Source organism: Nitrospirota bacterium, assembly GCA_016180645.1.
Lineage (GTDB): Bacteria > JACPQY01 > JACPQY01 > JACPQY01 > JACPQY01 > JACPAV01.
Genome location: JACPAV010000002.1, coordinates 214,735 through 228,674, shown reverse-complemented (window position 1 = coordinate 228,674; position 13,940 = coordinate 214,735). Strand labels below are relative to the sequence as shown.

General features: G+C 60.8%; 16 protein-coding genes. 15 read left to right on the top strand and 1 reads right to left on the bottom strand.

The window, feature by feature from the left end; genetic code table 11:
• The first annotated feature begins 10 nt into the window (after positions 1–10).
• The 4 genes from HYT87_01015 to HYT87_01000 all read left to right on the top strand — a co-directional run bounded on the left by HYT87_01015 (position 11) and on the right by HYT87_01000 (position 4,008).
• Positions 11–1,669 (top strand): AMP-binding protein, encoded by a 1,659-nt coding sequence (locus tag HYT87_01015; protein ID MBI2058327.1) that lies wholly within the window; start codon positions 11–13, stop codon positions 1,667–1,669.
• 814 nt (positions 1,670–2,483) lie between these two features.
• Complete coding sequence (locus HYT87_01010; GenBank protein ID MBI2058326.1) at positions 2,484–3,212, top strand: hypothetical protein; 729 nt, start codon at positions 2,484–2,486, stop codon at positions 3,210–3,212.
• Positions 3,213–3,402: 190 nt separating this feature from the next.
• Positions 3,403–3,681, top strand: a complete 279-nt coding sequence (locus tag HYT87_01005) for a type II toxin-antitoxin system RelE/ParE family toxin (GenBank protein ID MBI2058325.1) — start codon at positions 3,403–3,405, stop codon at positions 3,679–3,681.
• A gap of 15 nt (positions 3,682–3,696) precedes the next feature.
• On the top strand, positions 3,697–4,008 hold the full coding sequence (locus HYT87_01000; protein ID MBI2058324.1) for a HigA family addiction module antidote protein: 312 nt from the start codon (positions 3,697–3,699) through the stop codon (positions 4,006–4,008).
• Positions 4,009–4,244: 236 nt separating this feature from the next.
• Here the strand turns inward: HYT87_01000 and HYT87_00995 are convergent, their stop codons facing one another.
• Positions 4,245–4,676 (bottom strand): Hsp20/alpha crystallin family protein, encoded by a 432-nt coding sequence (locus HYT87_00995; GenBank protein ID MBI2058323.1) that lies wholly within the window; start codon positions 4,674–4,676, stop codon positions 4,245–4,247.
• A 510-nt stretch (positions 4,677–5,186) separates the two neighbouring features.
• Between HYT87_00995 and HYT87_00990 the strand changes: the two genes are divergently transcribed.
• From HYT87_00990 to HYT87_00940, 11 genes are all read left to right on the top strand, one after another.
• Positions 5,187–5,654, top strand: a complete 468-nt coding sequence (locus tag HYT87_00990) for a MerR family transcriptional regulator (GenBank protein MBI2058322.1) — start codon at positions 5,187–5,189, stop codon at positions 5,652–5,654.
• A gap of 103 nt (positions 5,655–5,757) precedes the next feature.
• Entirely contained in the window at positions 5,758–6,774 is a 1,017-nt protein-coding gene (gene pseB, locus HYT87_00985) for a UDP-N-acetylglucosamine 4,6-dehydratase (inverting) (protein MBI2058321.1), read from the top strand.
• The gene (locus HYT87_00980) at positions 6,771–7,823 is read left to right on the top strand and encodes an N-acetylneuraminate synthase family protein (protein MBI2058320.1); all 1,053 of its coding nucleotides are present in this window, start codon (positions 6,771–6,773) and stop codon (positions 7,821–7,823) included. The genes pseB and HYT87_00980 overlap by 4 nt, the downstream gene beginning before the upstream one ends.
• 4 nt (positions 7,824–7,827) lie before the next feature.
• Positions 7,828–8,649, top strand: coding sequence for a glycosyltransferase family protein (locus tag HYT87_00975; GenBank protein ID MBI2058319.1), 822 nt, complete (start codon positions 7,828–7,830; stop codon positions 8,647–8,649).
• Positions 8,650–8,658: 9 nt separating this feature from the next.
• A complete protein-coding gene (locus tag HYT87_00970) occupies positions 8,659–9,351 on the top strand; it encodes a class I SAM-dependent methyltransferase (GenBank protein MBI2058318.1) in 693 nt (230 codons plus the stop codon).
• Positions 9,332–10,351: a hypothetical protein gene (locus HYT87_00965; protein MBI2058317.1), complete on the top strand. Its 1,020-nt coding sequence runs from the start codon at positions 9,332–9,334 to the stop codon at positions 10,349–10,351. Before HYT87_00970 ends, HYT87_00965 begins: the two co-directional genes overlap by 20 nt.
• Complete coding sequence (locus HYT87_00960; GenBank protein MBI2058316.1) at positions 10,344–11,042, top strand: formyl transferase; 699 nt, start codon at positions 10,344–10,346, stop codon at positions 11,040–11,042. Before HYT87_00965 ends, HYT87_00960 begins: the two co-directional genes overlap by 8 nt.
• A 64-nt stretch (positions 11,043–11,106) precedes the next feature.
• Entirely contained in the window at positions 11,107–12,192 is a 1,086-nt protein-coding gene (locus tag HYT87_00955) for a DegT/DnrJ/EryC1/StrS family aminotransferase (protein MBI2058315.1), read from the top strand.
• An 11-nt stretch (positions 12,193–12,203) separates the two neighbouring features.
• Positions 12,204–12,893 (top strand): class I SAM-dependent methyltransferase, encoded by a 690-nt coding sequence (locus tag HYT87_00950; protein MBI2058314.1) that lies wholly within the window; start codon positions 12,204–12,206, stop codon positions 12,891–12,893.
• A gap of 37 nt (positions 12,894–12,930) precedes the next feature.
• On the top strand, positions 12,931–13,707 hold the full coding sequence (locus HYT87_00945) for a WbqC family protein (protein MBI2058313.1): 777 nt from the start codon (positions 12,931–12,933) through the stop codon (positions 13,705–13,707).
• Positions 13,697–13,939, top strand: coding sequence for a hypothetical protein (locus tag HYT87_00940; protein ID MBI2058312.1), 243 nt, complete (start codon positions 13,697–13,699; stop codon positions 13,937–13,939). The genes HYT87_00945 and HYT87_00940 overlap by 11 nt, the downstream gene beginning before the upstream one ends.
• Position 13,940: the final 1 nt, after the last annotated feature.

Here is a 13,940-nt window from a genome sequence, read left to right as displayed (position 1 = left end):
CTCCAGTCACATGCTTGACTATTACGTGAATCTAGCGCGGAGCGTCCGCCGCGGAGCGAAGCAGTTCCGAGGCCGTCTGGGTCATGGGGAATTCTTGCGCCTCCTCGCGCAGCGAATGATGGGCCGGGGGAGCCTGCTGGATCTGATCCAGGCGCGCGCGGGCATCGAGCCGGACCGGATTGTTTTGGTGTGCGGCGACCGGCGGTTGCGCTTTTCGGAATTCGCCGAGCGGGTTGGGTGCCTTTCGCGGGGCCTGTGGGACATCGGCATCCGGGCGCAGGTGCCCATGGCGATTTTCAGCCGAAACACGTTTTCGTACCCGCAACTCATCGCGGCCTTCAACTCTATCCAGGCGGACGGCGTGCTCATCAACTACCGTCTGAAGACCGCGGAAGCCGAATACATCCTCAAGGATTCCAAGAGCCGGATCGTTTTCTACAGTGAGGACCTGACAGAGACGGTCCGGGAACTCAAGAAGCGCCTGCCGGAGGTCAAGCACTGGTATTCCTCCGAGGAAATGGACCTCGACGACCCCAGCTATGCGGCGTTGATGATCGACAAGGAACCGGCGCTTCCACCCGAAGCCACGAAGAAGGCGCACAAGGTGGAACCGAAAGGGCTCCTCTACACATCCGGGACGACGGGCCGGCCCAAGGGGGCCGTGCGAAACGTGAAGAAGGCCGTGACCATGGGAATGGTCATGATCAGCGAATTTGGATTCAACGCGGATGACGTCCATCTTGTAGTCTGCCCGCTCTACCACGGGGCTCCCATCGCGCTGGCCTCGATGAATCTTATCGTGGGCGTTCCTCTCGTCATCATGAAGAAGTTTGATCCCGAAGAAGTGCTGGCGACCATCCATCGGGAGAAAGTGACCAGCGTGTTCCTGGTTCCCTACATGCTCCAAGCCATCCTCAAGCTGCCCGAGGAGGTCTTCAAGAAATATGACACCTCCAGCCTGCGCGCGATCATCTCGTCGGCGGCTCCGCTTCCCGCCGATGCGAAGCTGAAGACCCTCGACCGGTTCGGTGAGGTGCTCTATGAGTTCTACGGGTCGACCGAGGCGGGGATCAATACGATCCTCTACCCGCAGGATGTCCGCAGGAAATCAAGGTCCGTCGGCCGGATTGCGCCGGGAAACAAAGTCAAGCTGTACGACGACGAGGGCCGCGAAGTGGGACCGGGAGAGCGAGGGGAAATATTCGCCTACAGCTCGGCCCTGATCGACGGATACAACGAACTCCCGGAGGAAACCAAGAAATGCTTCCGCGGGAAGTATTTCAGCGTGGGGGACGTGGGCGTCATGGATGAGGAGGGGTTCCTCACCATCGTGGACCGCAAGAGCGACATGGTGCTCTCCGCGGGAGTGAACATCTATCCGGCGGAAATTGAAGTGGCGCTCCGCGAGCATCCCGACGTGGACGACGTCGCCGTGATCGGAGTGCCGGACGAGGAGTGGGGCGAGGCGCTCAAGGCGTTCGTGGTCCCCCGCAGCGGGTCAAAACCAACGGCCGAGGCTCTCATCCAATTCTGCAAGGCGAAGCTCGCCGGCTACAAGAAGCCGAAAACAGTCGAGTTCGTCGACGATCTTCCGCGCAATCCCTCCGGCAAGGTCCTCAAGCGAGAGCTCCGCGACCGCTACTGGAAAGACCGGGACGTCAAAGTGTAGTAGTGGAACACGCAGCCTATATGTTTTTCCTTCCGATTCCCCTTCTGTCCTTCTCGAATAAGTCAATATAGCAAGCCAGACCCCAATACCATTGGACTTGCACCTCCGCATACTAGATCAGTACGGGCTTGCGCAATAGGCCACTGACCAACTACGATATGCACGGACTATTTTGGATGGGACCATGGTCAGGAAACATTAGGCTGCACTTTCCAAATCCATCCATCGAGAGAGACTTGATTAGAAACACAGTATTGTTATTCCTCCTAGCCCTGCTCTATCACGGATTGCCGAGAATTGCGGTAGGCGATTCCCCTGCCACCAGCCTAGGCATTGGGTACGCTGGCTTGGCAGTACCGATCGGTTCTTATGACTCAGTTGCAGGCGTGGGCTACGCATTCCGGATTCACGTGGAACGGAGATTGCTCGGCACTGCTGCCCTTGGGCTCTCACTAGGCGCCTCTGCTACTAGTGGAGAAAACTCTCAGGTGCAACTCTCTGCCAGCCAGCATACACTTGAACTGCCTTCAACTATTGGGATCTGGTACCACCCGACTGAAGCAAGGATCGCGCCCTTTCTTGCTCTTGGGGGGGGCCTGTCCTACGTCAATACATCGGCGAAGCTGGTGATGCCTCTATCGGCGGGTGCAGCCTCAGAGGTACAGGAAGCGGGATTCCACCCCGTGGCCGAACTCACTACCGGAATCCAGGTCAACTGTTCCAATCAATGGCATGCCAGACTACCGATGGTATACCGACGTGTCATGGCTGGTGGGAGGGATATCGAGATGTTCGACATCGGGATTGGTTTGCTGTGGACGGTTGGGAGTTCAAACCCTTGAAGTTCGGCACACCCCTTTTCCTCATGATGTTGATTGCGACGCCTCGCGCAGCGAACTCACTGGTTGTTAGTGGAGGGGTGCACGAATATGGTATTGGGGACGCCGAGACTCCCCCCGGGATTGAGAAGGTGATGACCCTCCGAGCGGGCCTCTCGGTACAACCAAGCAAGGCGGCGCTGCTCGGTGGCTTTATCGACCTCGGGTACACTCATCTCGCTGGTGGGATGCGTATCTTACATCCAGTGGCGCCCGTTGTGGTACGCGGAAGCGATATCCATGCTCTGGACTCAAACCTCGGCGTCCAACTGAGCTACAGAACAGTGGAGATCCTGCCGTTCCTTCGTGCCGGCGCAGGGCCCGCCCTCCTTTTCTTGGAAGAATCGAATCCGGCGTCTTTGATTGGTTTCACGTCGGATCCATCTTCTATCAATGGACCAGTGAGTCCATGGGGGGGCGGGTTGCCCGGGTTCGCAGGCGAGTTGGCCGCGGGAGGTGGTATTGTTCTTGGCACGGGATACTCCCAGCGTATGGGAATGTCTGTCTCGATGACCGGTGGCTTCGAGTACGAGGCCCACAAGCTGGTTAGGATGAGTTTGCCAGTCACCTACCGCTTGATTCTCGTGGACGGGGACGTCTACTCAAAGTCCTGGCTAGTGGGGTTGGGAGTCCACTATGTTTTTCGATCTGATGCAGGAGAATGATGGAAATGGAGACCTGTCGTTCCCAAGATGGAGAGCATCACAAGACGGGGGGGTGTAGGCCATGAACGGGTTAATATCTCTAAACGCGAGCATACGGTGCCGGCGATCCCCCGTAGAACACCATACTTCACAGCCCGATCCGGCTCGCCCCGCGCTTGACAACGTAACCCTATAGGTTACACTGTGGACATTGATCAAGAGCTTCCGGCACAAGGGCTTGGAAACATTCTTCTATGATGGATCGAAAAAGGGCATCCAACCCGCTCACGCGGGCAAGCTGGCGGACATCCTGGACCGGCTCAACGCCGCCGTGAGGCCCCAGGACATGGATTACCCCGGCTCCAATCTCCACCCGTTGAAGGGTGACTTGAAGGGGCATTGGTCGCTGAAAGTTTCCGGCAACTGGCGCGTCACCTTCCGCTGGGAGGACGGCGGCGCCTCCGAGGTGGACTATGTCGACTACCACTGAACTGAGCGAGACCCCATGATTCCGAGAAAGCGACCGCCCACGCACCCCGGTGGGATCCTCAAGAGAGATTATCTCGAGCCTCTTTCCTTGACGGTCTCCGGGGCCGCCTCGGCATTGGGGGTTTCGCGCAAGACGCTTTCCAAGATCATTAATGAGCACGCGCCCGTGACCACGGACATGGCATTGCGCCTGTCCAGGGCCTTCGGCACCTCGCCGGAGCTCTGGCTCAACCTACAGCGCAATTACGATCTCTGGCACGCCTGCCGAGAATCGAGATCCTGGCGGCGGGCACGGGTGCTGAGCCGGTCGGAGGCGGTAGCCGCCTGATCGCCCACCCACTTACGATATTGTTTAGGTCAGTAAACCTGACCATAACTTGACAGCGGGCCGGCCATCGGGGAATCCGGGACGAATCCGGGGAGCACCTCACTCATTTCGCAAGAATTGGCATGGTGTCCCCAGAAAAAGTGCGAAGGAAGGCGGAGGGGGCGGGTCGGGCCTGCTTCGCCGAAGCGGCTTCGAAGGCCGAAGCCCCGCCCCCTACGGTGTGAACGCCAGGAAGACTACGATACCTGGATTGGGATTTCGCGGCTCCGCGCACGTTCCGTCTTGGGGAGAAGGATGCGGAGAATGCCGGATTTGAATTCGGCCTTCAGTTTCTTGTCGTCAATATCGCCGGGGACCACGAAGGACCGGGCGAATCGACCCAGCAGCCGCTCGCGCGACAGATAGGCCTTGTTCTTTTCGTCCTTCTCCTCTTTGTACTCGCCGGAGACGGTGAGGACGCTCTCCTTCAACTCCACTTTGAGGTCGTTCTTGTCCAATCCCGGAACGTCGATCTCAAACTGATACGCGTCCTCGGTTTCCGAAACGTCCGCTCGCGGCAATTCGGTGTCCGCGCCGTCAAAGAGGTTGAACAAGGGGCGGCCGAAAAATCGGTCCATCGCCCGATTCAAATCCGACCCCTCCGCAGCGGGGATCCATCGTACCAACATGTTTGTGCTCCTTTCTTTTGGCTTTCCGTTCTAGATTCTTTTCTGCTCCTCATGAGCGCAACGCTGATGCCATCGCAGCGGCGAATGAGGGCATGTCATGACTGGGGAATCAGCGCGCGGCCTGAAGCCTGCGTCAGGTTGACGTGGCCCGAAGGTGGGGAAGGGGCGAAGAGGCGTCAGGTTGGCGGGTGAGGAGGGTGACTCTGAGTGTGCTATCGGACATTCAAGCCCAGGGCGAATTTTCACTGGAGGTTGGCAGGAATTGCCGACCTTCGCGCCGCTCCGCCTATCCGACCTCTATCGCAATGAACTTACAAGCTTTTTCGCTCGGTCCAGTTGGAACGCCACTTGCTCACACTAAAGTGTTTTATGAAACTATCCGATAGTAAATCCAAGAAGGGGCATGAAGTCCGTTCTACTATGGAAGGGCGAATATGAACTACAGGGATCCGTGGTGCTTGGGAGCATCTCGCGGCGATCAATTTTGACGCAACACAAGGAGGTGTTTGCATGTACAGAATCAAAGAAGTAAGCCAGCGCACGGGAGTTCTCTCCCACACGCTGAGGTACTGGGAGAAGGAGTTCGGCGAGCTGCTCGCCCCCTCCCGTTCCCAGGGGAAACACCGGTTCTACTCGGATGAGGATGTTTCGCGCGTGGCCCTGATCAAGAAGCTGCTCAAGGAAGACGGCTACAGCATTCAGGGCGCGAAGCGGTTCCTCGATACTCTCACGGTGGAAGCTTCGCAAGAAGTCGCAGCCGGGATGAACGGGAACGGCCACTCCAACGGCAAGTCCAACGGGAACGGCAACGGTCATGTGGATACGACGGGACTGCCCGAGTCGTTGGTGGACCGGATCGCCGCCGCCGTCGCCCGCCGGGTGGCGGACATGATTCGCGAGCCGGAACCGGCCACGGGAAACGGGCACTCAGATGTGATGATCGATCCCGTTCCTTTGGCGGCTGCCGCCGGCAAGTAGCCTCCGTCCAACCGCCATCATCAACCATTGGGCGCATATCGCCTGACGGAGAGGTGCGTTCGTTGCCTACGAGGGGCGTAACCTCGCGAAAGGGGAAGAGCGGATGAATCTGGATGACACCACTTTTCTCGTGACCGGGGGAACGGGTTCCTTCGGAAGGGAGTTTGCCCAACTCCTCCTGAGGGCGGGTCCTCCCAAGGCCGTTCGCATCCTCAGCCGGGACGAGCTCAAACAACACGACATGGGACGGCAGCTGGCTCATCCGGCCCTGCGGTTCCTGCTCGGAGATGTCCGCGACGTGGACCGGCTGCGTCGCGCCATGGAGGGGGTGGACTTCGTGATTCACGCCGCCGCCCTCAAGCAGGTCCCCGCTTGCGAATACAACCCTTTCGAGGCCGTCAAGACGAACATCCTCGGCGCCGAGAACGTCATGGAGGCCGCCATCGATTGTGGCGTAAAGAAAGTGGTGGCCCTGAGCACGGACAAGGCGGTCAACCCGGTGAATCTCTACGGCGCGACGAAACTTTGTCTGGAGAAAATCTTCATCCAAGGGAACTCGTACGGCGGGCAGGGGGGAACGCGGTTTTCCGTTGTCCGGTATGGGAACGTGGTTGGCAGTCGTGGAAGCGTTCTCCCGTTATTCCTACTGCAAAGGATGAAGGGGGTCTTGACGATCACGGACCGGCGCATGACGCGGTTCTGGATCACGTTGGACCGCGCCGCGCAATTCGTCCTTGAATGCCTGGAACGGATGAAGGGCGGGGAAATCTTTGTGCCGAAAATTCCAAGCATGCAGGTGCTTGACCTGGCGCGCAGCGTGGCGCCCGAAGCCCAAATTTCCGAAGTGGGGGTCCGCCCCGGCGAGAAACTTCACGAAGTGCTTCTCACCGAGGATGAAGCCCGCCACGCCCGCGAGTTTGATTCCTACTTCGTGGTAGAGCCGGAGTTCCCATGGTGGAACCCGGAGCGAACCCGCGAGGGGCGGCTGCTGCCCGACGATTTCCGTTATGCGAGCAACACCAATGAGTGGTGGCTGAAGGCGGAGGAGATGAAAACTTTCGTGGCCTCCCGCGCAAACGGGAAGAGTCAGAACGTGGAAATGGAGGCACGGGTGACATGAAGACCACTGTGGCGCTGGGGAACCGGCTGATCGGCCGCGGGCAGCCGACGCTCATCGTGGCCGAGGTCGGCATCAACCACAACGGTGACCCCGAAACCGCCAAAGCGATGATCCGCACAGCTGCGGAGTGTGGAGTCGATGCGGTAAAGTTTCAGACTTTTTTTGCGGACGATTTCGTGGGGGATGGCGGCACGACCTACACGTATGTGTCCAAGGGAAACACCATCACTGAATCCATGCGCGAGATGTTCCGCCGGTATGAGCTTCCATTGCCGCTTCTGGCGGACCTGAAGGCGGAGGCGGATCATGCGGGGGTCCTGTTTTTCTCCACGCCTTCGAGCGTGGATGCCGTCGAAGCCCTGATTGAAACGGAGGTTCCGTGCGTCAAAGTCGGATCGGACGATCTGACGAATCTCCCCCTCCTCAAGGATCTGGCCCGGTTCAGGCTGCCCATGATCCTTTCGACGGGCATGGCTTCCGAAGCGGAGATCCGCGACGCCATCCGCGCCGTGCGTTCGAGCCGCAATTCGCAGATCGTCCTCCTTCACTGCGTGTCCCTCTACCCCACGCCCGACCTGGCCTGCAACATGCGAAGGATCTCCGGCCTGCGACGGCTCTTTCCCTACCCGGTCGGTTATTCGGACCATACGGAAGGCATCGAGGCGGCGCGCCTCGCCACGGCCCTGGGCGCGGTGATGATCGAGAAGCATTTCACACTGGACAAGTCGCTCGCCGGGCCGGACCACGCCTTCTCCTGCGATCCGTCGGAGCTGCGGGCCTTGGTCAAGGCGGTACGCCAAACCGAACTTATGCTCGGCGGAGGCCGCATCGCTCCCGGTCCGGAGGAGCAGGACATGAAGAAACTCTGCCGGCGAAGCATTGTCGCTCGCGTGGCCATCGATCCGGGGATGGTCATCGGCCGCGACATGATCGCGTTGAAGCGTCCGGGAACGGGACTTTCCCCCTCGGAGGTGGGCAAGGTGATCGGGCGACGATCGAGACGCGCCATTCTTCCGGACGACTTGGTTCATCTCTCGGATTTGGAGTGACGGAATGAAGGTGGTGGCGGTGGTACAAGCGCGGATGGGGAGCACCCGTCTGCCGGGAAAGGTGATTTTGCCCCTGGCGAGGAAGTCCGTCGTCGAACACATTTTTGAGCGGCTTGCGGCTTCGCGGACCCTCGATGCGGCGGTCTTGGCGACCACCGGTGTCGATCGCGACAGACCCCTTCGCGCGCTCGCCGGTCTGCGCGGCTGGCCGATTGTGATGGGGGGAGAGCTCAACGTGCTTGGGCGATACACGCGCGCGGCGGAAAGATTTGCGGCAGACCACATCGTGCGGGTTACGAGCGATTGCCCATTGATCGACGTACCCGGTCTGGACCTCTGTGTGGAGCATCACCTCAAGTCGGGAGCGGACTACACCCATAATTGCGGTGACACGGGGTACGAAACGCTTTCCCGCGGGGCGGCCCTCGGTTTGGGAGGGGAAGTCATCCGCCGGGAGGCCTTGCTGGCTCAGGAAAAGTTCGACCTCCAGCCCCAGCATCGGGAGCATGTGACCAGCTTGATCCTGGAGAATCCCGAAACGTTCAGCGTGACGAATTTGCCGGCACGGACGCCGGAACTGGCCCGCGGCGATGTGAGACTGACGCTGGATCGAGGCCAGGACTACGAGGTTCTGCGCGGGGTGTTCGATGCCCTCTACGAGCCAGGTCGGCCGGTGGATGCGGTCGAGGCGATCCGATGGCTGGATGCACACCCCGAGGTGCGGGACTTGAACCGGGATGTCCGACATACGCGGTTGAAGATGGTGTACAAGGTGACGCCGGCGGGTCGGACCGTGGGGAGCCCGTTCGAGGAAGCGCGGGCGTAGGCTATCGCAATGGGGGGGATGGAGAATCACTTCTGGAAAGAGCACTGGACGGAGCGATCGGCGCTGCCCAGTGAGCTGGCGGTCGGCGGCCGGCCGTCGAACAGGCCATCGGAATTCTTGCACATGGTTGCGGGCATTGCCCGCGGACTGAAGGTTGATCGCCAGGATGTCGTTCTAGATGCAGGGTGCGCGAATGGGCTCATCGCTCTCGCGCTTGCCCCGTGGGTTAGGGAGATATGGGCCTGTGACCTCATCCCCTCGATGTTGTCACAGGCCCGTGCCATGCAGAACGGGTCGCGCAATGTTCATCTTTTTGCCGCCGATGTGCGACAACTTCCTCTCCGGCAGCCCATGTTCACAAAGGTGCTCCTCGTGGGTGTGCTCCAATGTCTGGACGGATTCGACGACGTACGCCGGGTTTTCCTTGGACTGGCGCAGGTCATCCGGCGGGGCGGGGCGCTTTGGGCGGGATGGATTCTCGACGCCGAAAAGAGGGACGCCTACTTCGAAGGCATCGACCGGCTGGGCGCCGATGACTCCACGAAGGAACACATCCGGGATCGAAATCGACGGGCGCTGTGGTTCCACCGGCAGGAGTTCACGGAGGCGGGCCAGAGCGCCGGCTTCACCGTCCACGTTCAGAAACTGAGCGGTTCCCCCTGGCAAACCCCATACATGTTCGATGCGATTCTCAGCCGATGACGCGCGCGGAGGGACCCTGGGCTTCTACGTCCAGGCCGGGCCGCGCATAGGATTCGGACACGTTTCGCGCGCGCTGGCCCTTGCGGAGGTGTGTGTCCGGCGGGGCCGAGGGGTTCGTTTCTATTCGGAGCATGACCTTCTGGCCGCACGGTTCTTTGCCGCGGCCGCTCCGCGCTTCACCCGGCTGAGGAACCAGACCTCGCTGGGCGCCGCGATCCGACGGGACCGGGTGGAGACTTTGGTCGTTGACATTCCCCGGAGGGACGAGAGGCTCCTGAGTGCGTGGGGCGAGAAGGTCGGGCGATTGGTGGTGATCGACGACTGGGACGCGGACTGTACGCCGGCCGATGTTCTGGTAAACGGCCACGTGCTCTGGCGCGATGAAATCGTGCGCAAACGCCGTCAAGTTCGATTGATGGGTCTTCGATATGCCCTGCTGAAGCCCCAGTGGGCGCGGGCTCGACCTCGTTATCGTCTGCGAAAAAACGTGCGGCAGGTGCTGGTGACCTTCGGGGGGAGCGACCCGCAGGACATGGCAGGCCGGCTCGTGCCGGTACTGGCCCGGCGCTTTGCGCGCGTCCGATTTGTATCCCTCCTGGGCCCCGGTTATCGCGGGACTCTGAATCGGGATCGGAGCCTTCCCGGAAATGTGAAGACGATCCGAAATGTGGTCTCCATCGTTCCTCTCGTCCTGCGGGCAGACGCGGCCGTGGGAGCAGTCGGCGTAACGATGTACGAGCTGGCTACCATGGGCGTGCCCGCCGTATTGGTCGATCCCACGCCGGGCCATTCCATTTTCCTGGATGCGATGGACAAGCAAGGTCTGGCGCTTCGCGCCGGCAATGAAAACTCGGTGCCGGAACGGCTGGATGAACTTGTTCGATCGGCGACGCTGCGAAGAAGGATCAGCGAGACAGGTCGGTTCCGGCTGGACGGCCGTGGGGTCGAACGGGTGGCCGAACATCTGGAGACTTCCTCCGGGGTGGCCGGTCATGCGTAGTCCGTCTCCCAAATCCGGCCCCACTCTTGTTTTTCTGGGCCTGAACGGGCTCGGGAGCCGAATTCTCGGCTGGCTGGCGGAGCAAGGGGAGCAGATTGCCTGTGTATTGACGCGCCGGGAACAACTGCCTCTTCTCCGCCGACTCAGGCCCGACCTGGTGGTGAGTTGCGGATTCCGATTTCTCGTGCCGCCCAAGTATCTGGAGATGCCACCGCTGGGATGCATCAATGTGCACACGTCCTACCTGCCGCATAATCGGGGGACTTACACCAACGCGTGGAGCATCCTCGACAATACGCCGGCGGGCGTTTCCATTCACAAGATGGTCCGTCGCGTGGACAGCGGGCCGATCTTCGCTCGACGTCGCGTGGCGGTTGAATTCAGCGACACGGGGAAATCTCTCTACGAGAAACTTGAGGCCGCCGGATTCGACCTCTTCCGGGAGCACTGGCCCTTGATTCGATCCGGGGAGGGGAATCCGCTGGACGTTTCTTCCGGCGAGGGCACCTACCATCGGGATCAGGAGTTCTGGGAGCTGATGCGAATTGATTTGGATCGAACGTATCGGGGCGCCGATCTCATCAATCGGCTCCGGGCCCTCACGTTTCCGCCGTATGACAATGCATTCGTCGAGGTGAACGGAAAGCGTTACTACCTGCGGCTCGAAGTCTACGAGGAGTATAACAGGTGACAGTATACTTTATTAGCCTACGGGTTGATCCTCATAAAGTATACTGTTACCTGTTATACGCAGGATGATTCCCCACAATCAACCTTGGATCGGGAAGGAAGAGGCCGACGCCGTCCGACGGGTCATTCTGCGTCGCTGGCCCGCCCCCGGGCCGGAGGTGGCGGCCTTTGAACGGGAGCTTGCGTCTTGGATTGGGAAGGGCTGTCACGGTGTCGCTCTGAGCAGTGGGAGCGCTGCGCTTCACTTGGCGTTGCAGATTCTGGGGGTGGGCCGTGGGGACGAAGTCATCATGCCCACCTACGTGTGTTCAGCTCTCCTCAACGCGGCGTTCTACGTGGGCGCGAAGCCGGTCCTGGTCGACGTGAATGACCGCGATTTCAACCTGACCGCCGATCACGTGGAGAAGAAGCTGCGTCGCCGGACGAAAGTCGTGGTGGTACCGCACCTGTTTGGATTCCCCGCCGGCATTCATGCCGTGCGTCGGCTCGGCGTTCCGGTCATCGAAGATTGTGCCCAGGCCATCGGGGCGGAGATCGGCGGTCGCCGGGTCGGGATTACGGGCGACATCTCCATCTTCTCCTTCCATGCCACCAAGATGATGACCACGGGTCACGGCGGGATGCTGGTTACCCGAAGAAAGGAATGGGCTGAGCAGGCGCGAGACCTTCGGGATTACGACCAGCGGCCGACCTACAAGGTAAGATACAACTATGCGATGACAGACGTCGCGGCGGCCGTGGGGCGCGTGCAGCTTCGCAAGCTCCCCGAGATGATCCGCCGCCGGCGCCGCGCCGCTTCCCTCTACTTGCGGGCATTGCCGTTGGGAAGCGATACCCACGGACCCTTCGAAACGGCCGGGACCCGTTCCACCTTCTATCGGTACGTGCTGCGCGCGCCGTCCCGGCGGGTGGACCGCCTGAGAAAATGGCTCGAGACCCGCGGCGTGAAAACCGTGGTTCCCATTCGGAGGTTCGAACTCCTCCACCGATATCTTGGCCAGGATCCGGCAGGTTTTTCCCAAGCCGAGAAGGTGGTCGAGACGACGCTTTCGATCCCCGTTTATCCTGCCCTCCCGCCCAAGTCGGTGGCGAGGATCAGCGGGCTGCTCCGGATAGGGCTCCGCATGACGGGACCGAATTCCGCCCGCTGAAAGTGTCCACCATGGGGATCGCCACACCGGTTCAAGAGAGGAACAACACCGGCACTCCCTGGGAAATCTTCTACGCGCGGGAGAATCTCGACAAGGTCCCCCGCTACCCTGTCGATCATGTCGTCCGGTTCGTATCTCGGAGGCTCGTTCGCTCTTGGAATCGTCGGCGGCCGAAGCGCGTTCTGGACCTCGGATGCGGCGGAGGACGGCACCTCGTGATGCTGAAAAGAGAAGGATTCGACGTCGTCGGGATCGATGGAGCGAGACGTTCCCTGCGCCGATGCATCCGAACGGAGAGGAGTCCCGGGCGGCTGGCCGTGGGCACCTTCCTGGACGTGCCTCTCAAGTCGGACGCCTTCGATGCGGTCATCTGCTATGGCGTCCTCTACTACGGCAGGCCCGAGGAGACCGCCGCGGGCATCATGGAAATTCGTCGACTCTTGAAACCGGGGGGGTGGGCCTTCTTCTCGTTGCGGGGAACGGATGACTCCCGATACGGGCGGGGGCGGGAGCTGGCTCCCCATTGCTTTCTCATGAATTCGAACGAGACCGGTGAGGAGGGGATGTCGGTGACGTTTGTCGACGCGGCGGCCGTCGATGCGCTGACGGCCGGGTTTCGTCAGCGGTTTATCGGATATGCGAAGGTGGGAAGCGCGCCGGGTCGGACCGATTCGGACTGGCTGGTGGAGGGGCGAAAATAGTCATGCGTCAGGTGTCATGCGACAGGGGAGCCGGGTGATGAGAAAGACGGTGGCCATCATCCAACCGCACTACCTGCCCTGGCTTGGATATTTCGACATGATCGACCAGGTCGACACCTTCGTGTTTCTGGACACGGTGCAGCGCGTGCGGCATTCGTGGCATCACCGGAACCGCATCCGAACCGACCAAGGCTGGTGCTGGCTGACGCTGCCGCTCACGCGGAAGGACCCGCTGGGCCAATCCCTCCGCGAGGCGAGGATCGTTCAGGGGAAATGGATCCGCCGGCACGCGCGATCGATCGAAGTTGCCTATCGCCGCGCGGAGTCGTGGAGGGATCATGGCGATGCCCTTCTCTCCACGCTGCTTGCACGGTCGGAGGAAGACCGCTTGGTGGAGGTGACGATTCCGCTTGTGGAAGCGCTGGCGGCGCGGTTGGGAATTCGCACGCCGTTCATCCGGGCTTCCGAGTTGGACGTGGAGCAAGTGGACCGGGTGGACTACCTTGTCTCCATTTGCGAGAGCCTGGGGGCGGATGAGTACCTCTCCCCGCTTGGCGCGCGAGCGTATCTTCAACATTCCGAAATCTTTTCGGACTCGGGGGTCCGATTGCGCTTCCACCACTACGATCACCCCGTCTATCCCCAACGATTCGAGGGCTTCGTTTCACACCTCTCGGCGGTGGACCTGCTCCTGAACTGCGGTCCCGCGAGCCTGGAGATCCTTCGTTCCGGTCGGAGGCCCGCATTTCGGGCTTCTGAGGCGCGTCGGGCCCCGACGCAGAGCGCATGGGAGGCGGCAGGCCATGCAGGATAGGTGCGAACGCTGCGGTCTTGGAGGGTCGCGCCTGAACGGCACCGTGTGTGAACTCTGCCATACCGACCAGGAGGTCCTCGCGGCGCTGTCGGAATGGAGCGCGAGCGAAGCCGCGGAAGACATCCTTCGCTGGGATGGGGAGAGCTTCGCGGGGGCCTTGGAGTACGAGATCTTCATGTTGACGATGGAGAAGTTGGGGGCGCGCTTCTCCCCGCCGGATGGAGGGTCCTGAC

Bases quoted from the DNA above. Each gene is read 5' to 3' on its own strand.
- HYT87_00950 (MBI2058314.1), top strand. From the start codon at position 12,204: ATGGGGATCGCCACACCGGTTCAAGAGAGGAACAACACCGGCACTCCC.
- HYT87_00955 (MBI2058315.1), top strand. From the start codon at position 11,107: ATGATTCCCCACAATCAACCTTGGATCGGGAAGGAAGAGGCCGACGCC.
- HYT87_00980 (MBI2058320.1), top strand. From the start codon at position 6,771: ATGAAGACCACTGTGGCGCTGGGGAACCGGCTGATCGGCCGCGGGCAG.
- HYT87_00990 (MBI2058322.1), top strand. From the start codon at position 5,187: ATGTACAGAATCAAAGAAGTAAGCCAGCGCACGGGAGTTCTCTCCCAC.
- HYT87_00965 (MBI2058317.1), top strand. From the start codon at position 9,332: ATGCGATTCTCAGCCGATGACGCGCGCGGAGGGACCCTGGGCTTCTAC.
- HYT87_00945 (MBI2058313.1), top strand. From the start codon at position 12,931: ATGAGAAAGACGGTGGCCATCATCCAACCGCACTACCTGCCCTGGCTT.
- HYT87_01015 (MBI2058327.1), top strand. From the start codon at position 11: ATGCTTGACTATTACGTGAATCTAGCGCGGAGCGTCCGCCGCGGAGCG.
- HYT87_00960 (MBI2058316.1), top strand. From the start codon at position 10,344: ATGCGTAGTCCGTCTCCCAAATCCGGCCCCACTCTTGTTTTTCTGGGC.
- HYT87_00940 (MBI2058312.1), top strand. From the start codon at position 13,697: ATGCAGGATAGGTGCGAACGCTGCGGTCTTGGAGGGTCGCGCCTGAAC.
- HYT87_01000 (MBI2058324.1), top strand. From the start codon at position 3,697: ATGATTCCGAGAAAGCGACCGCCCACGCACCCCGGTGGGATCCTCAAG.
- HYT87_00975 (MBI2058319.1), top strand. From the start codon at position 7,828: ATGAAGGTGGTGGCGGTGGTACAAGCGCGGATGGGGAGCACCCGTCTG.
- pseB (MBI2058321.1), top strand. From the start codon at position 5,758: ATGAATCTGGATGACACCACTTTTCTCGTGACCGGGGGAACGGGTTCC.
- HYT87_00995 (MBI2058323.1), bottom strand. From the start codon at position 4,676: ATGTTGGTACGATGGATCCCCGCTGCGGAGGGGTCGGATTTGAATCGG.
- HYT87_00970 (MBI2058318.1), top strand. From the start codon at position 8,659: ATGGGGGGGATGGAGAATCACTTCTGGAAAGAGCACTGGACGGAGCGA.